Here is a 26,619-nt window from a genome sequence, read left to right on the forward strand (position 1 = left end):
GGAGGCGTGCAGCGAGCCGCCCGACGGGCTGCCCGGCCTGGCCCTGGGGCTTCCGGACGCTCGCCGGGATCCCGGCGGTCGCGGCCGTCCGGACCTCCCGGACCCAGCCGACCGGGGACTGCCCGCTCAGCGGAACCCGGCCGGCCGCAGTCGCCACCCCGGCGCGGTGAGCGCCGTGGCCGCGAGGAGCGGGCAGCCCGTCCAGGCCAGCAGGTCGCTCACCGCCGAGCGGCCCTCCCGCACCGAGGATGTGAAGTGGGCGCGGTGGATGGCCTCGGCAACGGGTACGAGGACCGCGGCGGCGCCTCCGGTACCCGTCCGGACGGCACCCGCACCGACGGCAGCCTCAGCGGGCATCCGGCCCCGCACCGGGACGCGAGCAGCCTGCGGCTGCACATCACCTGGCTGCGAGGTGGCGAGGAGACGTCGTACGACACGACACTGGTTGTCCGGGACTGACTCCCCGCGCGTGCGCCGCCATGCCAACGGGCCTTAACGCCGTCTTGACGCGTTCAGAGCATTCGCCCGTGCGCCTGTGGAGCACCTCCTGCTTACGCTGGTGCCCCCGTCCGTGTGATGGCCGGAACCCCACGCTGAGCCGCACATCAGGAGAGCACGACGATGGCTGCCACCACCGAACACCCGCCGCCGAGCCGACTGCGGACGTGGATGCTGGAGGGCCTGTCCGACATGGCGGGGCACCAGCAGGGGCCTTACGCCCACGCGGAGGCACCCCACAAGGGCCAGCGCTGGTACCGGGTGATGTGCCTGACCGGTGTCGACTACTTCTCCACCCTCGGCTACCAGCCCGGCATCGCCGCCCTCGCGGCCGGCCTGCTCTCCCCTGTCGCCACCCTCGTCCTCGTCCTCGTCACACTGGCGGGCGCCCTCCCGGTGTACCGCAGGGTGGCCGAGGAAAGCCCCCACGGCGAGGGTTCGATCGCCATGCTGGAGCGGCTGCTGTCCTTCTGGAAGGGCAAGCTGTTCGTCCTGACCCTGCTGGGCTTCGCCGCCACCGACTTCCTGATCACCATCACCCTGTCGGCGGCGGACGCCTCCACCCACCTCATCGAGAACCCGCACCTGACCCACGCGCTGCACGGGCAGCAGATGATCATCACCCTGTTGCTGGTGGCCCTCCTGGGCGCGGTGTTCCTCAAGGGCTTCCTGGAGGCGATCGGTGTCGCGTTCGCCCTGGTGGCGGTCTATCTCGCCCTGAACGCCGTGGTCGTGGTGGCCGGACTGCGGCACGTGTTCACCGCCGAGCACGTGATCACCGACTGGGCCGGCGCCCTGACCACCCAGCACGGCAACGTCTTCGCCATGATCGGCGTCTCCCTGCTGGTCTTCCCCAAGCTCGCCCTCGGCCTCTCCGGCTTCGAGACCGGCGTCGCCGTCATGCCGCACGTCCAGGGCGACCCCGGCGACACCGAGGAGAGGCCGACGGGCCGGATCCGGGACACCAAGAAGCTGCTCACCACGGCCGCCCTCGTCATGAGCGCCTTCCTGATCACGACGAGCTTCATCACGACGGTGCTCATCCCGGCGAACGAGTTCAAGACCGGCGGACAGGCCAACGGGCGTGCACTCGCCTACCTCGCCCACGAGTACCTGGGCAACACCTTCGGCACCGTCTACGACCTCTCCACCATCGCCATCCTGTGGTTCGCGGGCGCGTCCGCCATGGCCGGCCTGCTGAACCTGATGCCGCGCTACCTGCCCCGCTACGGCATGGCCCCGCACTGGGCCCGCGCCGTGCGCCCCATGGTCATCGTCTTCACGCTCATCGCCTTCCTGGTCACCTGGATCTTCGACGCCAACGTCGACAAGCAGGGCGGCGCCTACGCCACCGGCGTCCTGGTCCTGATGTCCTCCGCGGCGATCGCGGTGACCATCGCCGCGCGCAGGGCCGCGCAGCGCGGCTGGACCATCGGCTTCGCCACCGTGGCGGCGGTCCTGCTCTACGTGACCGTCGCCAACGTCATCGAACGCCCGGACGGCGTGAAGATCGGCGTCTGCTTCATCGTCGGCATCATGCTGGTCTCGTTCCTCTCCCGGCTCGCCCGCGCCTTCGAGCTGCGCGTGACCAGCGTGACCCTCGATCCGATGGCGGAACGATTCATCCGGGACATCGCCAGTCGCAAGGTACGGTTCCTCGCCAACAAACCGGGGCTGCGGGACAAGGCCGAGTACCGTGACAAGATCGAGCAGATCCGCGCCGACAACGATTTGCCCCAGCAGGAGGACTTCGTCTTCGTCGAGGTCACGGTCACCGACCCGTCCGAGTTCGAGGCGGGCCTGACCGTGCACGGCGAGGTCCTGCACGACCGCTACCGGGTCCTGACGATGGAGTCCACCTCCATCCCCAATGCCCTCGCAGCCCTTCTCCTCCACGTCCGCGACACCACCCGCTGCACCCCGCACATGTACTTCGAATGGACCGAGGGCAACCCGTTCGCCAACTTCCTGCGCTTCTTCCTCTTCGGGCAGGGCGAGGTCGCTCCCGTGACCCGGGAGGTCCTGCGCGAGGCGGAGCCCGACCGCGCCCGCCGCCCCCGCGTCCACACCGGCTGAGGGCTCGGCTCCGGCGGCCGTGTAGGAACCGCGTCACCATGGAGCCACATGTCGCCAAGACCCCGTAGGCAACGGTCGCCGGACCCGGTACGCCTGCCTGGCGTCGATGCCATTGTCTGCGAAGCCGACACCGCGCTCCGCCACCGCACGGGCCACCGGCCCTCCCCCGCCTCGATCACCCCATGCCCGCCTGCGCCGACATCGCCCGGACCGACAAGCACGCCCGCCGGCTCCGCGCCGCCAACCGGTCCGGCGGCTGTCACTTCCCGGCCGTGCCGGGTTCCCCGCTGATGGATTCCTGGTAGGCATCCGCGTAGGTGGGGCAGTCCTTGATCAGGCCGTCGCAGAACGCGGCGACGTCGGTGCCGATGAGTTCCAGCACTCCCTTGCCCGCGCCGACGCCCTCCTCGAAGAAGTCGACGATGCCGGGGAGGAGGGTTCCGTCGGACAGGCTGACCGGTCCGACCTTGAACAGGTACTTCTGCAACTCCTTGTAGACGATCTGGTAGTCCGGCGGGAGTGCCTTGACCCGGGCCAGGTGCGCCCGCCACTGTTTCTTGCCTTCGATGATGTCCTGGATGCTCACGTCAGCCTCCCAGCCGGCTCAGTTTCCTCGCGACGTTCCTGTTCAGCTGCTCGCGCCACCGGTCGCGATACGTCCGGGCCCCTGCTCCGCCGGCCAGCGCCGCGCAGAAGGCCTGGATGTCGTCACCGAGCACCTCGTGGACGCTCTGCCCGTCCGCTGCCGACACTTCGAGCAGCCCCAGGGCGGAGTCGAGGATCGGCGTCAGGTTGCGGCCGGTGAAGTCCCCGTAGGGAAAGAGGTGGGCGGTGATCTGCCCCCACGCCGCCCGGTAGTCGTCGGGAAGGGCCTCGGCCCGGGCTTCGAACGCCTTCCATTCCCTGGTGAGATCGCTGCCTGTGACCTTCTCCCAGAAGTTCATCTCCCGCCTTCCTTTAGCCTGTTGATGCGTGATGAGAGGTACTGCCACTTCGTCCAGAACTTCGCGAGTTCCTCGCGTCCGGCGTCGTTGAGCGCGTAGAACTTGCGCGGCGGGCCGACTCCGGACGGCCGTTTCGTCACCTGGACGAGCCCGTTCCTCTCCAGCCGCAGCAAAATGGTGTACACCGTGCCCTCGATGACATCGGTGAAGCCGAGCTCGTTCAGCCGGCGGGTGATGGCGTACCCGTAGGTTTCCTCACTGCCGATGATTTCGAGCACGCACCCTTCGAGCGTGCCCTTCAGCATCTCCGTCAGGTCGTCCATCGCGGGTGCTCCTCAGCCCTGCCGGTACTGCGTGATACCAAATACCGCTATACCGTATCACCAAGTAGCGGAAGGGGCCGAAGGGCGGGCCGTTGACGTCGATGCCCTGAACCTGACAACGACTGGCGTCCCGGTGCCCTCTCAGCGGGGGTCAAGCGCCTCCTCCAGGGCGCGCCCGCCGAGCAGGTCCTCAACCCCTCGGCGGTCGACGACCCCGGTCTGATCGCCTACTTCGCCGGCCTGGGAGCCGAACGCCGCCGGGCCCGCCGCCCCCGCACCCCCGAAGGCACCTCGTGATTCTCTTCCGTCTCGCCGACCCGTCTCATCGCGCCGGTCTTCGCCCTGCTGGGCGCGGCCGGGATCCTGGCCCTGGGTCCGATGCCCGCGCCGGCCGCCCACGCCGGCTGCACCACCGCGGCCCACCGGGTCATCGGCGGCCCGGAGCCGGCGGGCGCCATCGGCGTGGCCCTCGGCCCGGTCCGTACCGCTGTGCGGCGCCCTGGCCGGTACCGGGCTGCCGGCGCTGCTCGCCGGTGCCGTGACGGCGCACGTACGCAAGGGCGACGGGCTGACCAAGCTTCTCCCGGCGGTGACATGCGCGGCCCTGGTCGTCTGGTATCCCGTAGTCCTCGCCGGCCTTGGACCCGCTCCGGGAGACTGTCGGCGGCCGCCCGTCCTGTGAGCGGGCCCACGGCGGGGCTGGCGGACTGGCTCTGTGGTTCCGCTGAAGGTCGCGGCGGATCAGATCGCGTCCTCCTCGCTTACCGGCGCCAGTGTGGTGTCAGTCTGCGCGCTGTTCTTCACCGTCGCGTCGTTCTGGTGGCTCAACGCCCGACAGGGACGCCTGAAGGCGTGGGAACCTCATTCCTTCGCGGCGATCGTCCACGGTTCCACCGCACGCCTACGACTGCCGCTCGTCCTGCACAACACCGGTCCCAAGCCGATCGTCGTGCAGGACCTCATCCTGACCTTCCCCGATGAGCCCGCCTCTCATCTGCCGCTCCTGTGGGTGTCCTCCCCGTCCCGGCTCCAACCGGGGCCGGACGAGGAGGCGAAGCTGCCCGCCGGTTTCGTCGTGCCCGGCAGGGAAGCGCAACAGCTCTTCCTCGAGTTCGAGGCACCGTTTTCCGGATTCCTCCCGAAGGCCCGTGACTACAAGGCCCAGATACAGGTGCGGGTCGGCCACCGCAAGGGATGGCGGCCCTTGCCGACGTTCAGCTTGAGGGCCGCCAACATCGTCGATCCAGGTCGCTACACCGTTTACAACAACGCACCGGTCGAGCTGACGAAGGAAGACCAGAGGAGAGCGGATGCCGCTCCTCGAACTGCTGGAAGAACACGGGGACGGCTCCCCTCCGGGCGGCAGGAGACAGGGGCACCCGCCTGATGACGGCGACGCCCGCACAAGCGGCTGACGCCGCCGACACAAGCGGCTGACGCCGAGTCCCGGATCGAGGGGCACGACGGGCGATCAGCGAGGCAGGCATCGCCTGCGGAGCCGGAGCGCACCCGCTCGGACTCCCCCGCCGGCCGCGTCCGCAGGGGCCTGCCGTCGTGTCGGGCGCTCGGATCCCGTAGGCGGTGGATCACCCCGCCCGGCTTTCCGGGTACCGTCAGAGCATGAGTCATCCGCACCCCGAACTGAAAGCCGCCCCGCCCCTTGCCGAAGGGGGGCTGCGGGTCATCGCCCTGGGCGGCCTGGGTGAGATCGGCCGCAACATGACCGTCTTCGAGCACGCGGGCAAGCTGCTCATCGTCGACTGCGGCGTGCTGTTCCCCGAGGAGACCCAGCCCGGTGTGGACGTGATCCTGCCGGACTTCACCTCGATCCGTGACCGGCTCGACGACGTCGTGGGCATCGTCCTCACCCATGGCCACGAGGACCACATCGGCGGCGTGCCGTACCTCCTGCGCGAACGGCGCGACATCCCCGTCGTCGGTTCCAAGCTGACGCTGGCGTTCCTGGAGGCCAAGCTCAAGGAACACGGCATCCGGCCGCGCACGGTGCGGGTGCGGGAGGGCGACCGGCGTGGTTTCGGGCCCTTCGACTGCGAGTTCGTGGCGGTCAACCACTCCATCCCCGACAGCCTCGCGGTCGCGATCCGCACCCGGGCCGGGATGGTGCTGCACACCGGCGACTTCAAGATGGACCAGTTCCCTCTCGACGACCGCATCACCGATCTGCGCGCCTTCGCGCGCCTCGGCGAGGAGGGCGTGGACCTTTTCCTCACCGACTCCACCAACGCCGAAGTGCCCGGCTTCACCACCTCCGAGCGAGAGCTGAACCCGGCGATCGAGCAGGTGATGCGCACCGCGCCGCGCCGGGTCATCGTCTCCAGCTTCGCCAGCCATGTGCACCGTATCCAGCAGGTCCTGGACGCCGCCCACCAGCACGGCCGCAAGGTCGCCTTCGTCGGCCGGTCCATGGTCCGCAACATGGGCATCGCCCGTGACCTCGGCTACCTGAAGGTCCCCTCCGGTCTGGTCGTGAGCACGAAGGAGTTGGAGAAGCTCCCGGACCACAAGATCACTCTGGTGTGCACCGGCTCCCAGGGCGAACCGATGGCCGCGCTGTCACGGATGGCCAACCGCGACCACGTGATCCGCATCGGCAAGGGCGACACCGTCCTGCTCGCCAGCTCCCTCATCCCCGGCAACGAGAACGCCATCTACCGGGTGATCAACGGACTCACCCGGTGGGGCGCCCACGTGGTCCACAAGGGCAACGCCAAGGTACACGTCTCCGGGCACGCCAGCGCCGGCGAACTCGTCTACTGCTACAACATCGTCAAGCCCCGCAACGTCATGCCCGTGCACGGCGAATGGCGCCACCTGCGGGCCAACGCCGACCTCGCCATCCGCACCGGTGTCGACCCCGACCGGGTCGTCATCGCCGAGGACGGCGTCGTCGTCGACCTCGTCGACGGGCGCGCGTCCATCACCGGCAAGGTCCCCGCCGGCAATGTCTACGTGGACGGCATGGAAGTCGGCGGCGCCACCGAAGCGTCCCTCAAGGACCGCCTCACCCTCGCCGCCGAAGGCGTGGTCACGGTGGTGGCGATCGTCGACGCGGACACCGGCGCCCTCGCGGAGGCCCCCGACTTCCTGGCCCGCGGCTTCGTGCACGACGACACCACCTTCGAGCCGGTCGTCCCCGTCATCGAGAAGACTCTGGCCACCGCGGCCGAGGAAGGCGTCGGGGACGCGCGCCAACTCGAACAGCTCCTCGCCCGCGCCGTGGCGAACTGGGCGTTCCGCACCCACCGCCGCAAGCCCCTCATCATCCCCGTCATCATCGACGCCTGAGCCACGGCCCGGCTGCGACGTCCCTGTCAGGCTGACCTCGTCGCCTCGGGCCGGCCGCCTTCGGCGCGCAGTTGTTCGTTGATGCGCTGGGCCTCCGCGAGCTGGTCTTCGAGGATGACGATGCGGCAGGCGGCCTCTATGGCAGTGCCCTGGTCGACGAGTTCGCGGGCGCGGGCGGCGATGCGCAGCTGGTAGCGGGAGTAGCGGCGATGTCCGCCCTCGGAGCGCAGCGGGGCGATCAGGCGGTGTTCGCCGAGGGCCCGGAGGAAGGCGGGTGTGGTGCCGAGCATCTCGGCGGCCCGGCCCATGGTGTAGGCGGGGTAGTCGTCATCGTCGAGAGGGGCGACGGGACGGGAACCGGCAGGCGGCATAGACCTCTTCTTTCGGGGACGCGTCGGGGGGCCCGGGTGCAGTACCGGCACCCGGGCCCCGAGCTTTCAACACCATCTACCGGCGCACAGCGCCGGCCTTCTTGTTCCGCAGGGACCGCCTCGGAGGGCGGGGCTGCGGGGATCGCGACTGCGTGACCGGGGACCACCTTCCAATCCGGGGCCTTGCGGTACCCGGGCGGACTGCTTCCTCGCCCGGGCGATCCTGATGGCGCTCTGCTCCTTACCTCTCGATTGCGCGGATACCACAGGTGCTGCTCACAGCCCCGCTGGGGCCGTTTCCTTCTCGTCTGCCTGCACAGCAGTTCGTGTCTGCTGTGCCCACTTCGACTTCTGGGTACGCAGTAACGCTAACCCTGCGGTGCCGGAATGTCTACTGCCGCCACGACAGTTTTTCTCCATGGAGTACACGTGACCTGCTAGCGCAGGCACTCCCGGAAGAGCACCACTCGGATGGCGGTCCGGCGCTGTGCCCGCTCACGCGGACATCCGGAGACAGGTGCGGCTTCCGCCGCAGCGAGCCGAGTGCTCCCAGAGGCGGGGCCACGGGGAGGGGGTGCGGCAGGTGAGGCGAGGAAGTCGGCCGGAGGAGCCGCCGGCGCCGTGCGAACCGGCACGGCGCGTCATTCCGAAGGGATGCGGAACTCGAATTCGGGACGGTCCCACGGAACGGCGGGCGGGTTCGCGAGTGCGGTCCCGGTCCGCACCGCACCGGCGCGGTGGTAGAAGTCCTCGGCGGGAACGTGCGACACGACCTTGACACGGTCGAGCCCGGCGGCACGGGCCTCGGACTTCATGTGCGCGACGAGCAGCCGTCCGATACCCCGTCCTTGCACTTCGTCCGCGACGAACAGCAGGTCGAGCTCCGGTGGGGCGAGGACGAGCGAGTAGAACCCGAGGACCCGGCCTCCCTGCTCGTCGGCGCCGACGGCCACGAAGGCGCGGTGGGCCTCGATGTAGTCAGGCCCGACCCGGTAGCCCGCGACTGCGGCCGCGTACTTGCCCTGGTAGGCGCCCGAGCCACGCACGAGCCGCGTGAGCCGTCTGGCATCCCGCGCACGTGCCCTCCGTATCGTGACCGACTGGCTGATCGGGGATGTGCGTGGGCTCATCGGGGGAGTATGCCGCACATGGCCGTGCCGACGTGCGGCGGGTCGGCTGCCGGGGAAGCCCCGCGCTGCTCCCGGGAACCGTCTGCCCAGGCCCCGGTCGACCGAGTCGCTGCCGCCGCACCGGCCGCGCTCCGACAGCACATGGGGCCCGGACCTCTGCGGAGCCGTGGAAGGGGGTGTTCAAGGAGCGCGCTGGGGCCCGACCGTGGAGCGCCGGCAGGATCGCGCGGCACGCGCGGTCGCCGTCCGGCCCCGGAGAAGGGAACGGTCGGGTGCCGTCACTGCGGCTGCTGCGCTGACCGGTGCGCATGGTCGCCCGCACGGCACGCGCCTGTGCCGCCCGGCAGTTGGTGGCGCCGGGCGGCGACCAGCCTGTAGACGCCGTGGGTGAGCCACCGGATGGGGACCGTGAGCAAACTGACATGACGGGTGATGGGCCGTACCGAGGCGGTGCAGAAGCCGCAATCGCCGTCGTAGACAAGCAGCGGAAGCCGTCGGGCCGGCCCTCGGCACGGTGAGAGGGGTTCTTCGGATGCTCACGCCCCTTGCAGGCACCCGTCCACCGATCGTCCGTGGCGCTCGCGGATTCCCCGCACCAGTGTGGTGATCCGGCCACCGGTCCAGAGCAGAAGGGCTGTCGGCAGGAAGACGGAGTCGCTGACGATCATGGCGAGCGACAGGAAGGGGATCCCCAGGATGACCGCGATCCCGACGTGCTCGAGGATCATGACGGCAAGCAGCACGTTCTTGACCTTGCGGTACATGAGGGTGAAGGGAAAGGAGATCTGCATGATCACCGTGCCGTAGCACAGCAGGAAGACCAGCAGCATGTTCGCCGAGGCGAGAGCGGTCAGCCACGGCCAGGGACGGAAGAGATCCAGCTGCATCGCGTAGTAGACGGCGCTTCCGTCCTGCCACTTCGTCCCTTGGCTCTTGTACAGGCCCGCCGAGGCGTAGATCAGACAGACCTGAGCCGCGATGACCAGCATCGCGCAGTTGTGCAGCATGGCGGCGCCGGAATCAAGCAGGGCGCGCGTCTCGTGACGGGGGGCCCATCGGTCCAGGGCGAACCACAGCCCCTGGAGGCTCCACATGACCCAGAAGATTCCGAGCCAGCCGTCCCAGTGAACACACGAAGCCCACAGCAGCGCGGGGCCGAGCACGGACCACAGTGCCACCCCGCCCCGGTCTGGCCGTGTGCCGTCGGCACGATGTCCACGGCGGCGCGCGTCCAGCGACCAGACCTGACCACAGCGGGTGAAGGCCAGGTACACCGCCATGATCCGGATGATGTCGTCGCCTGCGTCGCCCGCGAAAGGACTCCGGTTCTCGATCGCGAGTACCCCCACGAGGAAGAACACCGCTGTGGCGCGGGTGCGCCAGCCCAGCATGAGCAGCACCGCGGCCGCGATCGCCCCGTGGTAGACGAGTTCGAACCACCACCGGCCACCCGACCAGGTGAGCACGGTGAACGCGTGGGTGTCAGCGGTAAGCATCCTGTTCATGGTCAGCGACCACGGGTTGTGGTCACCGAACAGCACGCGGCGGTTCGGCCACTCCCGGAGCAGGTAACAGGCGAAGAAGAAGCCGTAGCCGATGCGGATGACAGCGGCCTGGTACGGGGAGTGGGTGCGGCCGGCGAAGGCCATGAGGCGCGAAAGCCGCGCGATGACGCGTTCGCGCACGGCGATCCGAACGGCAGGATGCCCGGTTGTCGACGGCTGGGGATTCGCGGCCGATGAGGGCGGGGGTGCGGTGACGGCGTCTACGGGAGGTTGCGGCGCCGGAACGGCGACCGCCGCCGCGTTGCGGTTCTCGTACACGTCACAGCTCCTTGTAGAACTTCTCCTCGACCGGCCACCACGGCAGGATCCTGTAGGCCGTCGTGTCCGGCGCCTTCTTCCCCGTCCACTTCGGAGGGGCGACGTCAGTGGTACGGCTCGCGAGCTGGACACGGATGATGCGCTCCCCGTGCCACTGGCGGCCGAACCGCTGCAGTGCGATCCGCTCCAGGTATTCAGTGGAAAGGGCGCTGCGCATGCCGTTCGTAGGCTTTTCCTTCAAGTCATGCGTTTCCGTGTAGAAGTCCCAGGAACGGCGCAGTACGTTCTGATCCAAATGACTGGGAACCGGATTGTGTTTCATCGCTTCGAGATGCGAGAACGAGAGGTTTTCCCAGTCCCACGTGTGCCGGGCACCATGGCGTCCCAGTGTCTGGACCCGCGCACCGACCGACACGTTCTGGGCCAACGGATTGGGCGCGAACATCTGCCAGTTCTGACCGAATTCAGGATAGATATAACCGTTGATCTTCTGCTGGTATCTGTTGGTCACGGAACTGGCCGGTGAGAGGGTCAGGAAAACCATGCAAAGGTGCCACAACGCCGCGCCGAGCAGAACGACGGCGGCGACCGTAAGAAGTGCCAGAGATGCCGTGGACCGGACACGCGTGGCGGCGTCTCCCCCTATTCCGTCGGCGAGGGATGCCTGGCCGGGGGCCTCCGCGCCGAGAAGCGCGGAGGGTCCGCTTTCCGGGCGCCGTGTCGCCGGACCGGCCGCCCCGGGGAAAAGCGTCGGCGTGTCGGGGCTTCGGGGCGGCGCGATGTCGCCCGTTTCTGTCATGAACTTCTCCATGATGGTCCTTGTGGTCCGCTTTCCCGCTGGCTGCGCACCGGCGGAGATTCACCGCGTCCGGCGCCTCACACACCATGAGCACCCCGGCGTCACCCGTCGGGGCGACGCCGGGATTCCCGTTCTCTGCCCGGCATGCCCACCTGATCGAGGGAGCGGTGTCACACCAGCGGGGACGCCCTGATGCAGGGGGCTCGTGTTGCTTCAGGCGGCCCGGTCAGCCATTGCCGTTGGCGTTGTTGCCGTTGTTCCCCTTGTTGCCGTTGTTCCCGTTGTTGGGGTTGTTGGCGTTGTTGGGGTTGTTGCCGTTGTTGCCGTTGTTCCCGTTGTTGCCGTTGTTCCCGTTGTTGCCGTTGTTCCCGTTGTTCCCGTTGTTGCCGTTGTTGGCGTTGTTGGGGTTGTTCGCGCCGTTGGATCCCCCGATGAGGCCGATGGGAATCACGGTCAGCGTCAGCGTCGGGCTGAACGTCGCGTTCTGAGTGCAGTACCCGAAGGTGCCGCCCTTGCAGTTGTGGTCCAGGTTCAGGGACGAGGAGCCACTCCCCTGGTCCGCACCGATTCCGCCGTAGCCGAGGGTGTGGCCGACGGACGAGATCACTCGGTGCGCGGGAAGGACGGACGGGTTCGCGAGCGCCACTCCTCCCAAAGACAGGGCGCTGGTCATGACCCCTACAACGAGGCCTCGAAAAGCTCTCACCGGAGAACTGCCTTGCTCTTTGCGTGCAAGAGGACTGTGCAGATCTTGCAGCCTTTAGGTACGGCACGACTGGATAAACACGCGGGGAAAGTTAACCCACATGCCTTAATATTCTCTGCAGATTCACCCGCCCGACCTAACCGCACCTCCATGAAAATGTTGGGCCGTTGGTCGGGTGATGTAATGTGAGCCGTTCAGGTCACGGTGGGGGGCGGGACGACCCTCGCCGATCCGCAGGAGGCGAGCGGCGCCGGGGTGGCGCCCGCCGGCCGCGTCACCCTGACGGTCAACGGCACCCGCCGGACCGGGAGCGGGTGACGCGCTCCGTCGGCCGCGCCCTGTTCCACGAGGTCGCGTAGCCGAGCGACGGCCTGGTTGCCGGTGGGCCGTGTCGGCGACCGCGTCCACCCCGTCGGGCAGCAGGGTGCGGATCTCTTCGGCGGCGTGCTCGCCGCGGGGCACGACGCTCAGCTCCGCTCACGTGCAGACCAACCGTCCCCCCCTCGCGCCTGCCTGCCAGGCGCTGTCGGAGCCCCCGCACTGGGAACAGACGGCCTGGCCCGCCCGGCCGGCCCGTGCTCCTCGTTGTGCGCGGGGTGGTAAGAGTGCGTGCGCACGCACGCAAGAGGGGACGCGGAAGCGGCCATAGCGTGGGTCGCCCCGCCCCACACCCCGTGGAGAGACAGTGACGACATCCAACGGCATCGACCCCGACGTCCCGCCCAGCGGCACCGGCTGCGTGGAGTGCGAAGCCACCGGCGCCTGGTGGTTCCACCTGCGGCGCTGCGCCGGCTGCGGTCACATCGGCTGCTGCGACGACTCCCCCTCCAAGCACGCCACCGCCCACGCCCGGACGAGCGGTCACCCGTTCATCCAGAGCTTCGAACCCGGCGAGGACTGGTTCTGGGACTACGGCACGTCGACCTTGTACGAGACGGGGCCGCGGCTCGCTCCGCCGCACAGCCACCCGGCCGACCAGCCCGTTCCCGGACCCGCGGGACGCGTGCCGGCCGACTGGCAGGACCGGCTGGGCTGACCCTGGCCGCCGCCGTCCTCGCGCCAGGCCCCTGACCCACGCCGTGCCGGGCTGCATCGCTTCGGTCGTGGGACGACGAGTACGCGGCGAGCCCTGCCGGGGAACGTGCACGCACGACCTTCACGGGTCCGCGTTCACCGTCAACAGGCGGGCGAACGGCGGCGTTTCTGCCTCTGCGTGCATCGATGTGTGCTGACACCGCACACCGGGACGGCCGGGCCTGGAAAACGCCGCGAACGGACCTTTACTGGTACGCACAGCCACGAACGGAAAGGTTCATCGATGGCCACGCTGACGGTCTGGAAATTCGACACGCCGGAAAGTGCGGAGCAGGTGGAGCAGACATTGCTCGGGTTGCAGAAGCAGGAACTGATCACCGTGGTGGACGCCGCCACCGTCAGTTGGCCCGAGAACGCGAGGAAGCCCAGGACCAGGCAACTGACCGATCTGGTCGGGGCGGGTGCGCTGTCCGGTTCCTTCTGGGGGCTGCTCTTCGGCCTCATCTTCCTCATGCCGCTGCTCGGCGCCGCCATGGGCGCCGCCGCCGGCGCCCTGGGCGGCAAGCTGACCGACGTGGGCATCGACGACGACTTCATCGAGTCGGTGAAGGCGCAAGTGACCCGCGGTACGTCCGCGTTGTTCCTGCTGACCCAGGACGAGGTGCTCGACCGGGTCAAGGAGGCGTTCCCCACGGAGCACGCCGAACTCATCCGCTCGAACCTCGACCGGGATCAGGAAGCCCGGCTGCGCGAGGTCTTCGAGGGCTGAACGCCACCGAGGGGCGGGCCGGTCCTCCGCAGGCGGGAACTGTGGCAGCGCCAAGCAAGAGAGGAAGGAATCTCGTGAAATCCACCACCAAGCCACTGCTGCGTCTCTGGGAGTGGCAGGCCCGAGCCGCTTGCCGCGGCATGAAGAGTTCGATGTTCTTTTCTCCGGCGGGCGAACGCGGAGGTGCCCGCAGACGCAGGGAGGCGCGCGCCGTCGCCGTCTGCCGCGGCTGCCCGGTGCAGTCCGACTGCCGGTCCTTCGCCGAGAACTCCCGGCAGGCGTACGGCGTCTGGGGCGGCGCCACCGAACGGCAGCGCCGCGCCCTCGGCCCCGGCAGCTGAACCGGGCGGCTGCCGGTCGGGAAGGGGGCGGGGCCGGCCGCGGCGCGGCCTCCCCGGCCTCGGTCCGTTCGTGTGGTCCGCCCCGTCCTCCGCAGCAGGGTCATGACGTCGGGTCGTCGACCTTGAGCTTGGCTCCGGTGTCGGCGACGAAGACGACCAGGAGCCGGGCGCGCCGGGTCTGGCTGGTGTTCTCGGTGAGGACGTGGTGGGCGCCCGGCTCCTCGACCCAGTTCTCGCCCTGGTGATAGGTGTGGGCGGGCTTGTCCCCCAGTCTGCTGCGCACGGTGCCGTCGAGGACGTACGCGTAGACGAACGCCTGGCCGTGCCGGTGCGGCTTCGCGAGCGCGCCCGGCGGGAAGTCGACGATCGCCGAGGTGAACGTCTTGCCCTTCACGTTCGGAAGCGCCTGCTGGAGCAGCGGTTTCAGGGTTTCGGTGGGGCGTGTCGACGCCAGGGCCGCAGGGGATGCCGCGGCCGGGGTCGGCCTGACGGCGTGGGCGGGCCGGCCGGTCGTCGAGCAGGCCGTGGCCGCGGCCAGCGTGGCGGCGGCCAGCAGACCGCCGGCGATCCGCATGCCGATCATGATCGGTCTCCTGTTCGGTCGTCCGTGACGCGGATGATCGTCCTGCCCGGGGCGTGGGCGCCGGGGGCGAACGCGGAGGGTGCCTCGGCGAGCGGCCGCACGGCACCGACGACCGGCTTGAGCCGGCCGTCCCCGAGCCGCGCGGCGAGGTCGCCGAGCCGGGCGCGGTCGGGTTCGACGACGAAGAAGACCGCCCGCCCGTCTTTGGGCCGGGTCGTGGGCGGCGCGGCGATGGATACGAGCGTGCCACCGGGGCGGACCAGGGCGGCCGAGCGGCCGAGGATGTCGCCGCCGATCACGTCGAACACGACGTCGGCCTCGCCGGCCTCCTCCAGCTTGTCGGTCTCCAGGTCGATGAAGGTGTCGACGCCGAGCGCGAGCGCTCTTTCCCGGGCGGAGGACCGGCCGGTGCCGATGACGCGGGCGCCGGCCTCGCGGGCGAGCTGTACCGCGATCGAGCCGACTCCGCCCGCGGCGCCGTGGATCAGGACGGTCTGGCCCGTGGTGAGCCGGCCGTGGTCGAACAGGCCCTGCCAGGCGGTGAGCCCGGAGATCGGCAGCGCCGCGGCCAGGGTGTGGTCGATGCCGGCGGGCAGCGGGGCGAGGTTGCGGGCTTCCACGGCGGTGTACTCGGCGAGGGTGCCGTCGCGGGCCCAGTCGGCCAGGCCGAACACCCGCTGTCCGACGCTCAGGCCGGTGGTGCCGTACCCCAGCTCCACGACGACGCCCGAGAGCTCGTGCCCGGGCACGCTCGGCGTCCGGTCGCGGCCGGCGCGATCGGTCCACGTGGCGGGCCAGTCCAGCTCTCCGGGGGTGAAGCCGGCGGCGTGCACCCGCACGATGACGTCGTTCTCGGCCGCGTGCGGGTAGGGCAGGTCCGTCAGGGTCATCCCGCCGACACCGGCGTCACGGTCCCGAACTGTGATGGCTTGCATAAAGGTCCTTACGGAGAGGGGCGACGACCCGCGCGCGGCCCGTTCGGCTCGCGCGTTCCTCCGTCGCCCGTCTTGCGTTTCTCATCAGGGAGACGAGGCAGCCTCTTCGGGTGTGACAGCCCGAAGGCGCTGGAGTTTGTCCGGGTTGATGACCCTGCGGTACGCGGTGATCAGGCCGTCCGCGATCTGGACCGTGTCGACGGAGTAGACCCGGCCCTCCCGGTGGAGCACGAGGGCGGGTTCGCCGCCGACCTCGGCGACGTCGATGCGGTCCGGGTGCCACCGGCGCCCGGTACGCACCATGACCCGGGCGACGCGCTCGCCGCCGTGTATGGGTTTGCGTGCCGCGGAGACCTTGCCGCCGCCGTCGGTGACGTAGACGGCGTCCGGATGGAGGAGCCTGACCAGGCCGGCCAGGTCCCCGGCTTCGTAGGCGGCGCGGAAGGCCGTGAGGAGGCGTTCGCGTTCGGTCTTCGACGCCCGCGGCGTGGACTGCCTCGCCCCGGCCACCCGCCGTCGTGCCCGTGAGGCGAGCTGCCGGGCAGCCGGCACGGAGACGTCCAGTACGTCGGCGATCCGGGCGAACTCCAGGCCGAAGACGTCGTGCAGGACGAAGGCCACCCGCTCCGGCGGGCGCAGCTCTTCCATGATCAGGAGCATCGCCGCGCCGACGGACTCGTCGACGAGTACCGGCTGCGAGGCGTCCGCCCCGGTCAGCAGCGGCTCCGGCAGCCACGGTCCGACATAGGTCTCCCGGCGGAAGCGGGCGCTCCTGAGGAGGTCGTACGACCGTCGCGCGGCCACGGTCACCAGCCAGGCCCGCAGATCACCGATGTCCCGCAGATCCGCCCCGGCCGCCCGCAGCCACACGTCCTGGGTCACGTCTTCGGCGTCGGCCACACTCCCGAGCAGCCGGTAGGCCACACCGAAGACGGCGGGCCGGTGCCGCTCCCACTCGGCCGCGAGCCGGTCCTCCCGCGCGGGGCGCTGCTCGCTGTCGCAGAGCGGCGTCATGACGCGGGTTGTTCCGGCGACCGCCGCCGCTCCGGGGATCCCGTCCCCGCGATGATCTCGCTCATGGCCTGTGAACCTTTCGATGTCGCCGCGCTGCGCACGGACGCCGCGTCCCCCTTCCACGGTGCCTGCCACCGCGCGCCCGGCGCCGCCTCGGTCCGGCCGTGAGTCACCCGCATCCGGACAGGCGGGCCGGTCAGCCCCGGACGAATTCCAGCAGGTCGGCGTTGAACCGCTCCGCGAACTCGGGGACCATCGACAGGCCGTGCGGAGCACCCGAGTACACCTTGAAGGTCGCGTCCTCGACGATCCGCGACGACTTCTCCGCCGACGCCACGATGGGGACGATCTGGTCGTCGTCACCGTGGATGATCAGCGTGGGCACGTCGAACTTCTTCAGGTCCTCGGTGAGGTCGGTCTCGGAGAACGCCTTGACGCAGTCGTGGGCGCCCTTGATGCCCACGGACATGCTCCAGAGCCAGAACTCGTCGCGGATCCCCTGCGAGACGGTCGATCCCTCGCGGTTGGCGCCGTAGAAGGCGGCGCTGAGGTCCTCGTAGTACTGAGAGCGGTCCGTCAGCACGCCGTCGCGGATCTCGTCGAAGACCTCGACCGGCAGCCCCTCGGGGTTCGCTTCCGTCTTGAGCATCAGCGGGGGGATCGCCCCGAGCAGGACCGCCTTGGCGACACGGTCCGTTCCGTGCCGGCCGATGTAGCGCGTGACCTCGCCCCCTCCGGTCGAGTGACCGACCAGGACGATGTCGCGCAGGTCGAGGGTCTCGATGACCGCGGCCAGGTCGTCGGCGTACGTGTCGAGGTCGTTGCCCCGCCAGGGCTGGTCGGAGCGTCCGCCCCCGCGCCGGTCGTGGGCCACGGCCCGGAAGCCGTTGTCCGCCATCAGCTTCAGCTGCGGGTCCCACGCGTCCGCGATCAGCGGCCAGCCGTGGGAGAAGACCACCGGTGGGCCCGACCCCCAGTCCTTGAAATAGATCCGTGTGCCGTCCTTGGCGGTGGCGAAGGCCATGATCGCCCCTCCAGCCTTGTCCGGGGTTCGCGTCTGCTGAGGGTCCGGTGCCCGGGCCGCAGGGGCCGTGTCACGCCGCGGGACGACGGACGGCTCCGCGCGGAAGGCGGCCGATGAGCACGTCGTGGCTCCCACGCTACCCGGCAGCCCCCGCTTCAGCGCGCCGGACCGTCCGCGACGGCCCGGAGCGCGGGGCGGACCGCCGCTCCCGCTGCCGTGGCAGTCAACGGCGCGGGCGCGGCATAGTTGCAGTATGTCCTCGGATCGCGCCGCGAGTTCCCCGGCCGGGGGGCGGGCTGTGGAACCGGGTGACGTCCTGGCGGTGCTCGGTGCCGGCATGACGGTGTCCGTGTGGACCGGGGCCGCCGAACGCCTCTGGGGCTACGCGGCCGGCCAAGTGCTGCACCGCCCCGCCGAGAGGCTGTTGGTGGCGAGCGCCCCGGGAAGTCCCCGTGTCTTCGCCGGCGGTCCCTGGTCGGGGCGGGCGCGGATCCGCCGCCGCGACGGCCGTGAGGCGACCGCGTACCTGCGGATCACTCCTCTCGACGCCGACGGCCGCGCGGGCTGGCTCGTGTGGGGGCCGAGTGCGTACGACCGGCCGGGGCTGGATCCGGCCGCGCTGGACGCGCTCGTCCACCACTCGCCGGTCAGTCTGGCCCTCTGGGACCGGGAATCGCGTTGCGTGTGGTTCAACGACAGCGTGCACCATCAGGATCTCTACGGCAGCGAACCGGAACTGGGCGGTCACGTCACCGACGTGGTCCGCGCTCGTCACCCGGAGTTCCTGGAGCGAGCCATGGCGCGCGTCCTGCGCACCGGCGAACCGCTCCTCGGGCACGAACTGTGGGCGGCCGGAACCCCGTCCCCAGGCCGTCGCTACCGTGTCGACCTGGTCCGTCTCGACGGGTCCGACGAACGGCCCCTGGGCGTCTGTTCCGTGGCGGTCCGGGCCGGCACCGGGCAGGGCGGCGGGCCACTGTGCCTGCTCAACGCGGCGAAGAGCCGCATCGGCACGGATCTGGACCCGTTGGTCACCAGTCAGAGTCTGGCGGAGACAGCGGTACCCGACCTCGCCGACTACGTCACCATCGACCTGGTCCAGCCCGTGCCGCTGGACAAGGAGCCCTTGAGGCGCCTCAAGCCCACCGGTTCGGGCATCCCCGGCTTCTACCGCGCGGCCGCCGCCTCCATCCACGACGATCTCCGCGAGTCCCTCTGGGCACGCGGAACACCGGTCTACGTCCCGCCGTCGTCCCCGTTCACCACCGTGCTCGAGCACCGCAGGTCCTACTTCGAGCCCGTCCTCGACACCTCCCCCGGCACATGGCTCGACGAGGACCCGGACCGGGCCCGGGTCATCCACCGGACCGGGATGCACTCCCTCATGATCGTCCCCTTGCAGGCCCGGGGCACGGTGCTCGGCATCGCCGTCTTCGTGCGCAGCGTGAACCCGGTTCCGTTCAGCGCGGCGGACCTCGCCCTCGCGGAGGAACTCGCGGCCCGCGCCGCACTGGTCATCGACAACGCCCTGCGCTTCACACGGGGGCGAACGGCGGCGCTCGCCATACAACGCGACCTGATGCCGCACCACTTGTCGGGGGGCGGCACGGTCGAGGTGGCCACCCGCTACCTGCCCGCGGACACCCACGGCGGCGTCGGCGGCGACTGGTTCGACGTCATCCGGCTGTCCGACGCCCGCGTGGCCCTGGTCGTGGGGGACGTCGTCGGCCACGGCATCCACGCGGCGGTGACCATGGGACGGCTGCGCGCCACGACCCGTGCGCTGAGCAAGCTGGCACTGCCGCCGGACGAGTTGCTCCGTCTCATGGACGAACTCGCCGTCGAGGCCGCCCGGGACCGCTGTGACGACGGCCGCTCGATACCGGCGGCCTTCGGAGCCACCTGCTTCTACGGCGTGTACGACCCGGCGACCCGGCGGTGCACCATGTCCAGTGCCGGCCATCCGCCGCCCGCGATCATCTCCCCCGACGGATCGGTGGACTTCGCCGACGTACCCCCGGGCGCGCCCATCGGGGTGGGGCTGGGTTCGTACGAGGCGATCGAGGTGGACCTGCCGGAGAGGAGCGTGGTCGGGCTGTACAGCGACGGCCTGATCGAGACGGACCGCGACGTCGACCGTGGACTGGAGCGGTTGCGCACGGCACTCGCCGGGCCCGTTTCCAGTCTTGACGAGCTGTGCGGGTCGGTCATCGACGCCCTGGTCCCCGACGGACCGGTGGACGACGACATCACCCTCCTGCTGGCCCGCACTCACCCCGCCGCCGGCCGGCAAGGGCCGGCGGGAGCCTGAGGAACGCCGCCCGCCCGGCGCGCCTCACGCCGGTGCGGCGGCGACCGCGGGGGCCCGGAACCGAGGGGTCCGTTCCCGTCGGGCGCCACTTCCCGGTACCGGCCGTGACGGCCCACGGTCCGCTCGCCGTGTACCCGGCGCCCGGGCCTGTCCGAGCCGGCGCGCGTCGTCGAGCACTTCGCCTGGCGCCCGAGGGGCGTCGGTGTGACCTGACGGCAGCCGCTTCCCGACCAGGGTGCACATCGTCCCGTTCGTCATAGATTGCACGCTTCGATCGGGGTACTCGCGGAATGTCCGGACGTACCACACCCTCCGAAGGTGGAGACCATGACCACTTCCCCCAGGCCGTCCATGGAGACGCACCCCGACATCGTCGACATGCGCCTTCGGCACGAGATGGCCGAGCGCGCCACGAGCACGCCGCAAGGCCAGGCCATCGAGACCCTGGCGCTGCTCACCGGTCTGTACCTCGCGGCGTCACCCTGGATCACGGGCTTCAACGCCCTGTCCACCCTGACGGTGACCAACCTGCTCACCGGTATCGCCTACGCGGTCCTCATGAGCGGCGGATTCGGCCGGGCCTTCGAACGCACCCACAGCATGGCGTGGGCGTCCTGCGCCCTCGGCGTGTGGGCGATCATCGCGCCGTGGGTGGTGGCCGGCAATGTCAGCACGACGAAGACCATCGTGAACAACGTCATCGTCGGCGCGCTGGCCCTGCTGCTGGCCCTCGCCGCCAGCGCGGCCGCCCGGACGGCGGAGTCGTCCCGGGCCCGGAGCGGCGTGTCGACGTCGTACGCCCCCGGTCGCGGCTGACGCCGCTTCCGCGGTCGGACGTACGGCGCGCGGGACCACCGGGCAGGACCCGGTGGTCCCGCGCGCCCTTGCCGAGGCCGAGGTCCCGCGAGTCCCAGCCGAGGCCGAGGGTGCCGAGGACCGGGGATCTCGGACCGGGGATCTCTCAGGTGTCCCGCTGTTCCTCGCCGGGGCGGCGCAGGACCGTGAGCAGGTCGTCGTGGTCCGCCACGGCTTCCAGGGAGAGCGTGTGGTAGCCGGCCCGGTCGAACAGCACGGTGATGCGGTCCCCCTCCTCGCTGAGCACCGTGCCCTCACCCCACTTCTCGTGCCGGACCTCGGTCCCGGTCGGGAAGGACGCGGCGGTGGGGTGCGCGGGCCGCTGGTCGCCGCCCGCGCCGTGCTCGGCCTGGTCGGCCGCGCCTTCCTCGCAGGTGTCGCAGTTCCCGCAGGGGGCCTCGTACGCCTCGCCGAAGTAGCCCAGGAGGAAGTGCCGTCGGCAGCCGGTCGTCTCGGCGAAGGACCGGGCCATGTCCACCCGCGACCGGTCGGTACGGCGGTGGGCCTCGGCCGCCTGTTCCGCCCGCTCCACCGCCAGGGCGGATGACACGCCCTCGGCCGGGCGCACCGCGCCCCCTTCGGCGGTGGTGACGGCTCCCGCCTCCTCCAGGAGGTTGACCGCGGCGGTGACCCGGTTGCGGGACAGCCCCGTCTCCTTGCGCAGTTCGTCCAGGCCGGAGGGGTCCCCACCGCGCCGGTGGACGGCTTCGGCCACCCGGGACAGGGTCGCGCGGCCGGGCGCCCGGTGCGCGAAGTACGTCTGCATCCCGGTGTCCCGGGCCCGGTAGTGCAGCACCGCGAGCGCGGGGTCCCCGTCCCGGCCGCAGCGGCCGATCTCCTGGTAGTAGGCGTCCAGGGAGCCGGGCAGCGAGGCGTGCAGGACGAACCGTACGTCCTCCTTGTCGATCCCCATGCCGAACGCCGAGGTCGCCACGACGACGTCGGTGTCACCGGCCAGGAAGGCCCGGTGGACGCGGGCGCGCTCTGCGGAGCGCAGCCCGGCGTGGTAGGCCTCGGCGGCCAGTCCGAGTGAGGCGAGTTCGGCCGCGTACCGCTCGGTGTCCTTCCTGGTCGCCGCGTAGACGATGCCGGGCTTGGGCTCGGCGGCGGCCCGCTCGACCACGGCCTGCCGGCGCTCGTCCTCGTCGAGGAAGCGGCGGACCTCCAGCCGGATGTTCGGCCGGTCGAATCCGGTGACCATCAGCCGGGGCCGGCGCATGCCCAGACGCTCGGTGATCTCCCGGCGCACGGGCGGGGCGGCGGTCGCGGTCAGGGCCAGTACGGGCGGTCTGCCCACACGGTGCGCTGCCTGCTCCAGTCGCAGGTAGTCGGGGCGGAAGTCGTGGCCCCACGAGGAGACGCACTGGGCCTCGTCCACCACGAACAGGGCGGGACCCACCGCGGCCAGCGTGTCCACGACATCGTCCCGGGCGAGCTGCTCCGGGGCGAGGTAGACGAGGCGGGCCCGGCCGGACCGTACGTCCTCCCAGGCCGCCTCGGTCTGCGCCGCGCCCAGGTCCGAGTTGACCGCGACGGCGCCCGGGGCGTCGTCGCCCTCGGGAAGACCCGCGATCTGGTCCCGCTGAAGCGCGAGCAGCGGTGACACCACGACGACCGGACCGGGCAGCAGCAGCGCCGGCACCTGGTAGACGGCCGACTTGCCGGAGCCCGTCGGCATGACGACCAGGGTGTCGTGGCCCTGCAGCACCCACTCCATGGCCGTGAGCTGCTCCGGCAGGAGGTGCTCCCAGCCGAAGACGTCCGCCGCCGTACGGCGCAGACGCTCGGCCCGGACCCCGCCTTCCGTCGCCGGCCCCGCGTTCCTCGCCATGCGCATCGCTCCCTGGTTGCCTCGGCCCGCCGGGTACCCGGCCGGCCTGGGTGAACCACCTCGTCAGGGGTGAGCGGGGCCGTGCGCGTGGGGGACGGTGAGGGCGCACGGGGCGCCGGCTCGGGCGGCCGGGTCCGCCGGCCCGGCCAGGGCCGTGCGTGCCTGCCGCACCGCCTCGTCGGGGGCCAGCAGCTCACCGCGCCCGAACGCCTCGGTGAAGGCACGCGGGCCCAGGACCGCCCGCGCCGCGGCGGTGACGCGGTCGACGTCGCCGCGCTCGGCGGGCGGCAGGGGTGCGCCCACGCCGCGGCGCGCGGCGTCCGCGGCACCGAGGAGCAGGGCCGCGCAGGTGGCGCCGGACCGGTGTCCGCACCGGGCGGCCGTCCCGGCGAGCCCTTCCAGGGAGAGAGCGAGGGCGCGGGGCTCGTCCAGGCGGCGGGCGATCCGCAGTCCGCGCAGGTGGTGGGCGGCGGACCGGGCGACGTCGCCGCGGAGTTCGGCGAGGAAGCCGAGTTCGGCGTGCAGGAGGTGGTCACCGGCCGGGGAGGAGACGTCGGCGTGGGCGGCGCGGATGCGCAGCAGGTGGGCCTCGGCCGCCTCGACGTCGCCGGAGCGCCGCGCGCCGAGGGCCAGGCCCATGTCGGCGTGGATCTCGCCGTACTTGTAGCCCTGTTCGACGGCGATCCGGCGGGCCTGCTCGTGCAGTTCGCGGGCGCGGTCGAAGTCGTGGGCGAGCAGCGCCAGGCGGCCGAGCCCGGACAGCCGCGCCGCCACCTCGGCCTCCAGACGCAACTCCCTGGCGATCTGGAGCCCCTCGTTCTGACGATCGGCCGCTCGCGCGTACTCCCCTGTGATCTCGGCGAGCACGGCGAGGGGCGAAACGGTCTGCAACTCCCCCCAGCGGTCACCCAGTTCACGGAAGAGGGCACGGCTGCGCCGTCCATCGCGGGCGACCGCGTCCAGGTCACCGCGGACCAGGGCGAGCGCCGCTCGCAGCCCGAGCGCGGCGGCGATGCCCCACTGCTCGTCCACCGCCTCGAAGCCGGCCAGGGCACGGGTGTTCAGGGCGCGGCTGCCGTCCAGATCGCCCACGCTGAACCTGCCGTAGGCGTTCAGCCACAGCGCCCTGGCGCGGCGCGCGGGGTCGGGTACCGCGTCGGCGGCGGGGGTCGCCGTGCGCTCCCCGGTGAGCAGCACGAACGCGCTGTGCAGCAGGGCGAGTTCGGGATCGGGATCGTCGGCGGTGGCGGCGAGGACGGCGGCCAGACCGCGGCGGGCCTCGGTGAGCCGGCCGCGCAGCAGCCACCACCAGGCCAGGGAGGTGACCAGCCGAACGGCCTCCGCACGCCGTCCGGCGGCGGCCCGGCGCACCGCCTCGTCCAGGGCGGCGCGCAGATTGCCCGCCTCGGCGTCCAGGCGGGCGAGCCTGTCCCGTTGCCGTGGTCCGCGCAGCCGCGGCTCCGCGCGTTCGGCGAGCGCCAGGTAGTGCCGCAGGTGCCGCTCGCGTACGGCGGTCTCGTCGGCCGTCTCGCGCAGCCGTTCGAGAGCGTAGGCGGCGACCGTCTCCAGGAGGCGGTAGCGGGGGCCGGACGGGCCGGCCGTGACGACGACGAGTGACTTCTCCACGAGCCGGGTGACGAGGTCGAGCACCGCGCCGCCGGGCACGCCCTCCCCCGCGCACACCGCCTCCGCGGCGTCGAGGGCGCAGCCGTCGCCGTGCACGGCGAGACGGCTCAGTACGAGGCGTTCGGGCACGCTGAGCAGTTCCCAGCTCCAGTCGATCATCGCGCGCAGGGTCTGCTGCCGGGCGGGCGCGTCCCGCTGCCCGCGGGTCAGCACCCGGAACCGGTCGTCGAGACGCACGGCCAGCTCCCGTACGCCGAGCGCTCGTACGCGGGACGCGGCGAGTTCCAGGGCGAGCGGGATGCCGTCCAGACGCCGGCAGATCTCGGACACGACGGCGCGGTCGGCTCCCTGGTCCTCGCCGGTGCCGTCGTCCTCGCCGGTGCCGAGCCGGAACCCGGGCGCGCAGGCGGCGGCCCGCTCGGTGAACAGGCGTACGGCGTCCGGGGTGGGCAGCGGCTCGACCAGGAACACCGTCTCGCCGGCCAGGGCGAGCGGCTCCTGGCTGGTGGTGAGGACGCGCAGCCCGGGGGCGCTGTGCAGGAGCGGCGCGACCAGTTCGGCGGCGGACGCGACGACGTGCTCGCAGTTGTCCAGCACGAGCAGGGTACGGCGCTCGCGCAGGGCGGCGGCCAGCCGGTGCACGGGGGACGCGGTCGCGGTGCCGGTGGCGGGCGGGGCGGAGGGAGCGCCGTCATGGAGGCCGAGGGCGGCGGCGACGATCCCGGCGAGGTCGTCGGCGGTGGCGCCTCGGACACCCCCGAACTCCACGAACCAGACTCCGTCGGGTACGCCTCCGGACGCGAACCCCTGCGCGACGGCCACCGCGAGACGCGTCTTCCCGACGCCACCGGGCCCGGTGAGGGTGACCAGCCGCTGCCGCGCGAGGAGCGCGGCGAGGTCGGCGAGTGCTCGGTCGCGGCCCACGAGGGGGGTGAGGGGGTGCAGGAGGTTGGTGGGGGTGGCGGGGGTGAGGGAGCCCTGCGGACCCGGCACGGTGGCCGGGGAACTCGGCGCGGTGTCCGCCGGAGGCGTCGGCGGCACGGGGTTCCCGGACGTAGCCATGGCGTTCCCGGACGAAGCCACAGGGTCGACGGCCGGAGCCACGGCGCCCCCGGCCGGAGCCACGGGGTCTCCGGACGGAGCCATAGGGTCGGCGGACGGAGCCGCACGGTCGACGGCCGGGGCAACGGGGTCGGCGGACGGAGCCCCACGGCCGGCGGACGGAGCCGCGGGGTCGGCGGACGGAGCCGCACGGTCGACGGCCGGGGCAACGGGGTCGGTGGACGGAGCCGCGGGGTCGGCGGACGGAGCCACGGCGTTCCCGGACGTAGCCAGGGGTTCGGCGACCGGAGCCACGGGGTCGGCGGACGGAGCCGCAGCGTTCCCGGACATAGCCAGGGGGTCGGCGACCAGGGCCACGGGGTCGGCGGCCAGGGACGGGTCCTGGCGGAGCACCGCCCGGTGCAGGGCGCTCAGGGCGGGGCCGGGGCAGGCGCCCAGTTCGCCGGCGAGGCGGGTGCGCAGATCCTCGTACGACGCGAGTGCCTCGCCCTGGCGGCCCGCGCGGTACAGCGCCCGCATCTGCACCGCGCGCAGGCGCTCCCGCAGCGGATGCTCGGCCACGAGCGCGGCCAGTTCACCGGCGAGGAGCAGGTGGTCCCCCGCCGCCAGCCGGGCCTCGGCCCGCTCCTCCAGCACGGCCAGCCGCTGCTCCGCCAGGCACTCCCGGGCCGCGCGGACGAACTCCTCGTCGGCGAAGTCGGCGTACGCCGGACCCCGCCACAGTCCCACGGCCTCGGTGAGCAGCGCTGCCCGCGCCCGCGGGTCCATGGCGCGGCGCGCCTCGGTGACGAGCCGGCCGAACCGCTCGGTGTCCACGTCGTCGGACGGGCCGAGGATCAGCCGGTAGCCGGGCGGCTGCCGTGCCAGCCGCTCCCGGCCCACCACCCGGCGCAGTTGGGAGACCTTGGCCTGGAGCGCGCCCGCCGGATTGCCGGGAGGGCGGTCGCCCCACAGGTCGTGGACGAGCCGGTCGGCGGAGACGGGACCGCCGTCGTGCGCGAGCAGATCCGCCAGCAGCGCCCGCACCTTGGTCTCGGGGACCCGGAGCGGTTCCCCCTGGTCGTCCCACACCGCGAGTGGTCCGAGCACCCCAAACCGCATGCGCACCACCGTACCCGCCCATGTGCGCGACCCGGCTGTGCCGTCCGGGTCCGCAACGTTCCCGAAGGATTTCCGAAGCACTCCCGAAGGGCCCGCCCGCACAGTTCCCCCAGACACCGATCCACGAGTCCCCCAGACACCGATCCACGAGATACG

General features: G+C 71.4%; 23 protein-coding genes. 9 read left to right on the plus strand and 14 right to left on the minus strand.

What is annotated here, in order from left to right; translation table 11 throughout:
* Positions 1 to 255: 255 nt before the first annotated feature.
* Together LG395_RS01380 and LG395_RS01385 are read left to right on the plus strand one after the other, a co-directional pair.
* Entirely contained in the window at positions 256 to 459 is a 204-nt protein-coding gene (locus LG395_RS01380) for a hypothetical protein (protein ID WP_225808118.1), read from the plus strand.
* A 162-nt stretch (positions 460 to 621) separates the two neighbouring features.
* The gene (locus LG395_RS01385) at positions 622 to 2,574 is read left to right on the plus strand and encodes an APC family permease (protein ID WP_225808119.1); all 1,953 of its coding nucleotides are present in this window, start codon (positions 622 to 624) and stop codon (positions 2,572 to 2,574) included.
* Positions 2,575 to 2,833: 259 nt separating this feature from the next.
* Here LG395_RS01385 and LG395_RS01390 read toward each other — a convergent pair whose 3' ends face one another.
* From LG395_RS01390 to LG395_RS01400, 3 genes are read right to left on the minus strand one after another with little or no spacing between them, the layout of a single operon-like run.
* Positions 2,834 to 3,160 (minus strand): DUF1048 domain-containing protein, encoded by a 327-nt coding sequence (locus tag LG395_RS01390; RefSeq protein ID WP_225808120.1) that lies wholly within the window; start codon positions 3,158 to 3,160, stop codon positions 2,834 to 2,836.
* Position 3,161: 1 nt separating this feature from the next.
* Positions 3,162 to 3,518, minus strand: coding sequence for a DUF1048 domain-containing protein (locus tag LG395_RS01395; protein WP_171151414.1), 357 nt, complete (start codon positions 3,516 to 3,518; stop codon positions 3,162 to 3,164).
* Complete coding sequence (locus LG395_RS01400) at positions 3,515 to 3,841, minus strand: PadR family transcriptional regulator (protein ID WP_225808121.1); 327 nt, start codon at positions 3,839 to 3,841, stop codon at positions 3,515 to 3,517. Before LG395_RS01400 ends, LG395_RS01395 begins: the two co-directional genes overlap by 4 nt.
* A 715-nt stretch (positions 3,842 to 4,556) precedes the next feature.
* Between LG395_RS01400 and LG395_RS01405 the strand changes: the two genes are divergently transcribed.
* Positions 4,557 to 5,228 carry a hypothetical protein gene (locus tag LG395_RS01405; RefSeq protein ID WP_225808122.1) on the plus strand — a complete coding sequence of 224 codons (672 nt, stop codon included), beginning with the start codon at positions 4,557 to 4,559 and terminating at the stop codon, positions 5,226 to 5,228.
* A 233-nt stretch (positions 5,229 to 5,461) separates the two neighbouring features.
* Positions 5,462 to 7,147: a ribonuclease J gene (locus LG395_RS01410; RefSeq protein ID WP_225808123.1), complete on the plus strand. Its 1,686-nt coding sequence runs from the start codon at positions 5,462 to 5,464 to the stop codon at positions 7,145 to 7,147.
* A gap of 26 nt (positions 7,148 to 7,173) precedes the next feature.
* On the opposite strand, the gene LG395_RS01415 is transcribed toward LG395_RS01410, so the two are convergent.
* The 5 genes from LG395_RS01415 to LG395_RS01440 all read right to left on the minus strand — a co-directional run bounded on the left by LG395_RS01415 (position 7,174) and on the right by LG395_RS01440 (position 11,943).
* Positions 7,174 to 7,518 (minus strand): MerR family transcriptional regulator, encoded by a 345-nt coding sequence (locus tag LG395_RS01415; RefSeq protein ID WP_171151453.1) that lies wholly within the window; start codon positions 7,516 to 7,518, stop codon positions 7,174 to 7,176.
* Between the two features lie 641 nt (positions 7,519 to 8,159).
* Positions 8,160 to 8,648, minus strand: coding sequence for a GNAT family N-acetyltransferase (locus LG395_RS01420; protein ID WP_225808124.1), 489 nt, complete (start codon positions 8,646 to 8,648; stop codon positions 8,160 to 8,162).
* A gap of 536 nt (positions 8,649 to 9,184) precedes the next feature.
* Positions 9,185 to 10,333, minus strand: a complete 1,149-nt coding sequence (locus tag LG395_RS01430; protein ID WP_225808125.1) for an HTTM domain-containing protein — start codon at positions 10,331 to 10,333, stop codon at positions 9,185 to 9,187.
* Between the two features lie 139 nt (positions 10,334 to 10,472).
* Entirely contained in the window at positions 10,473 to 11,282 is an 810-nt protein-coding gene (locus tag LG395_RS01435) for a DUF5819 family protein (protein WP_225808126.1), read from the minus strand.
* A gap of 214 nt (positions 11,283 to 11,496) precedes the next feature.
* Complete coding sequence (locus LG395_RS01440) at positions 11,497 to 11,943, minus strand: hypothetical protein (RefSeq protein WP_225808127.1); 447 nt, start codon at positions 11,941 to 11,943, stop codon at positions 11,497 to 11,499.
* Positions 11,944 to 12,661: 718 nt separating this feature from the next.
* Between LG395_RS01440 and LG395_RS01445 the strand changes: the two genes are divergently transcribed.
* The 3 genes from LG395_RS01445 to LG395_RS01455 all read left to right on the plus strand — a co-directional run bounded on the left by LG395_RS01445 (position 12,662) and on the right by LG395_RS01455 (position 14,121).
* The gene (locus tag LG395_RS01445) at positions 12,662 to 13,012 is read left to right on the plus strand and encodes a UBP-type zinc finger domain-containing protein (RefSeq protein WP_171151463.1); all 351 of its coding nucleotides are present in this window, start codon (positions 12,662 to 12,664) and stop codon (positions 13,010 to 13,012) included.
* 282 nt (positions 13,013 to 13,294) lie between these two features.
* Positions 13,295 to 13,780 (plus strand): DUF1269 domain-containing protein, encoded by a 486-nt coding sequence (locus tag LG395_RS01450; protein ID WP_225808128.1) that lies wholly within the window; start codon positions 13,295 to 13,297, stop codon positions 13,778 to 13,780.
* A 74-nt stretch (positions 13,781 to 13,854) separates the two neighbouring features.
* Positions 13,855 to 14,121, plus strand: coding sequence for a WhiB family transcriptional regulator (locus LG395_RS01455; RefSeq protein ID WP_171151467.1), 267 nt, complete (start codon positions 13,855 to 13,857; stop codon positions 14,119 to 14,121).
* Between the two features lie 100 nt (positions 14,122 to 14,221).
* Here the strand turns inward: LG395_RS01455 and LG395_RS01460 are convergent, their stop codons facing one another.
* The 4 genes from LG395_RS01460 to LG395_RS01475 all read right to left on the minus strand — a co-directional run bounded on the left by LG395_RS01460 (position 14,222) and on the right by LG395_RS01475 (position 17,677).
* Positions 14,222 to 14,704 (minus strand): cupin domain-containing protein, encoded by a 483-nt coding sequence (locus tag LG395_RS01460; protein WP_225808129.1) that lies wholly within the window; start codon positions 14,702 to 14,704, stop codon positions 14,222 to 14,224.
* Complete coding sequence (locus tag LG395_RS01465) at positions 14,701 to 15,639, minus strand: NADP-dependent oxidoreductase (RefSeq protein WP_225808130.1); 939 nt, start codon at positions 15,637 to 15,639, stop codon at positions 14,701 to 14,703. The genes LG395_RS01460 and LG395_RS01465 overlap by 4 nt, the downstream gene beginning before the upstream one ends.
* Before the next feature lie 84 nt (positions 15,640 to 15,723).
* A complete protein-coding gene (gene sigJ, locus LG395_RS01470) occupies positions 15,724 to 16,653 on the minus strand; it encodes an RNA polymerase sigma factor SigJ (protein ID WP_225808131.1) in 930 nt (309 codons plus the stop codon).
* Between the two features lie 196 nt (positions 16,654 to 16,849).
* On the minus strand, positions 16,850 to 17,677 hold the full coding sequence (locus LG395_RS01475; RefSeq protein ID WP_171151475.1) for an alpha/beta fold hydrolase: 828 nt from the start codon (positions 17,675 to 17,677) through the stop codon (positions 16,850 to 16,852).
* A gap of 253 nt (positions 17,678 to 17,930) precedes the next feature.
* Between LG395_RS01475 and LG395_RS01480 the strand changes: the two genes are divergently transcribed.
* Both LG395_RS01480 and LG395_RS01485 read left to right on the plus strand, forming a co-directional pair.
* Positions 17,931 to 19,988, plus strand: a complete 2,058-nt coding sequence (locus LG395_RS01480) for a SpoIIE family protein phosphatase (RefSeq protein ID WP_225808132.1) — start codon at positions 17,931 to 17,933, stop codon at positions 19,986 to 19,988.
* 351 nt (positions 19,989 to 20,339) lie between these two features.
* Positions 20,340 to 20,804, plus strand: a complete 465-nt coding sequence (locus LG395_RS01485) for an SPW repeat protein (RefSeq protein ID WP_171159584.1) — start codon at positions 20,340 to 20,342, stop codon at positions 20,802 to 20,804.
* Between the two features lie 145 nt (positions 20,805 to 20,949).
* Here LG395_RS01485 and LG395_RS01490 read toward each other — a convergent pair whose 3' ends face one another.
* The gene (locus LG395_RS01490) at positions 20,950 to 22,674 is read right to left on the minus strand and encodes a RecQ family ATP-dependent DNA helicase (protein WP_225808134.1); all 1,725 of its coding nucleotides are present in this window, start codon (positions 22,672 to 22,674) and stop codon (positions 20,950 to 20,952) included.
* Positions 22,675 to 22,737: 63 nt separating this feature from the next.
* Positions 22,738 to 26,463 (minus strand): AfsR/SARP family transcriptional regulator, encoded by a 3,726-nt coding sequence (locus LG395_RS01495; RefSeq protein ID WP_225808135.1) that lies wholly within the window; start codon positions 26,461 to 26,463, stop codon positions 22,738 to 22,740.
* Between the last annotated feature and the right edge of the window lie 156 nt (positions 26,464 to 26,619).

It is taken from the genome of Streptomyces spinosus (genome assembly GCF_020400655.1).
Taxonomy (GTDB): Bacteria; Actinomycetota; Actinomycetes; order Streptomycetales; family Streptomycetaceae; genus Streptomyces; species Streptomyces argyrophylli.

Bases quoted from the DNA above. Each gene is read 5' to 3' on its own strand.
- LG395_RS01440 (WP_225808127.1), bottom strand. From the start codon at position 11,943: ATGACCAGCGCCCTGTCTTTGGGAGGAGTGGCGCTCGCGAACCCGTCC.
- LG395_RS01480 (WP_225808132.1), top strand. From the start codon at position 17,931: ATGTCCTCGGATCGCGCCGCGAGTTCCCCGGCCGGGGGGCGGGCTGTG.
- LG395_RS01450 (WP_225808128.1), top strand. From the start codon at position 13,295: ATGGCCACGCTGACGGTCTGGAAATTCGACACGCCGGAAAGTGCGGAG.
- LG395_RS01485 (WP_171159584.1), top strand. From the start codon at position 20,340: ATGGAGACGCACCCCGACATCGTCGACATGCGCCTTCGGCACGAGATG.
- sigJ (WP_225808131.1), bottom strand. From the start codon at position 16,653: ATGACGCCGCTCTGCGACAGCGAGCAGCGCCCCGCGCGGGAGGACCGG.
- LG395_RS01410 (WP_225808123.1), top strand. From the start codon at position 5,462: ATGAGTCATCCGCACCCCGAACTGAAAGCCGCCCCGCCCCTTGCCGAA.
- LG395_RS01415 (WP_171151453.1), bottom strand. From the start codon at position 7,518: ATGCCGCCTGCCGGTTCCCGTCCCGTCGCCCCTCTCGACGATGACGAC.
- LG395_RS01490 (WP_225808134.1), bottom strand. From the start codon at position 22,674: ATGGCGAGGAACGCGGGGCCGGCGACGGAAGGCGGGGTCCGGGCCGAG.
- LG395_RS01475 (WP_171151475.1), bottom strand. From the start codon at position 17,677: ATGGCCTTCGCCACCGCCAAGGACGGCACACGGATCTATTTCAAGGAC.
- LG395_RS01395 (WP_171151414.1), bottom strand. From the start codon at position 3,518: ATGAACTTCTGGGAGAAGGTCACAGGCAGCGATCTCACCAGGGAATGG.
- LG395_RS01495 (WP_225808135.1), bottom strand. From the start codon at position 26,463: ATGCGGTTTGGGGTGCTCGGACCACTCGCGGTGTGGGACGACCAGGGG.
- LG395_RS01420 (WP_225808124.1), bottom strand. From the start codon at position 8,648: ATGAGCCCACGCACATCCCCGATCAGCCAGTCGGTCACGATACGGAGG.
- LG395_RS01465 (WP_225808130.1), bottom strand. From the start codon at position 15,639: ATGCAAGCCATCACAGTTCGGGACCGTGACGCCGGTGTCGGCGGGATG.
- LG395_RS01435 (WP_225808126.1), bottom strand. From the start codon at position 11,282: ATGGAGAAGTTCATGACAGAAACGGGCGACATCGCGCCGCCCCGAAGC.
- LG395_RS01400 (WP_225808121.1), bottom strand. From the start codon at position 3,841: ATGGACGACCTGACGGAGATGCTGAAGGGCACGCTCGAAGGGTGCGTG.
- LG395_RS01460 (WP_225808129.1), bottom strand. From the start codon at position 14,704: ATGATCGGCATGCGGATCGCCGGCGGTCTGCTGGCCGCCGCCACGCTG.
- LG395_RS01385 (WP_225808119.1), top strand. From the start codon at position 622: ATGGCTGCCACCACCGAACACCCGCCGCCGAGCCGACTGCGGACGTGG.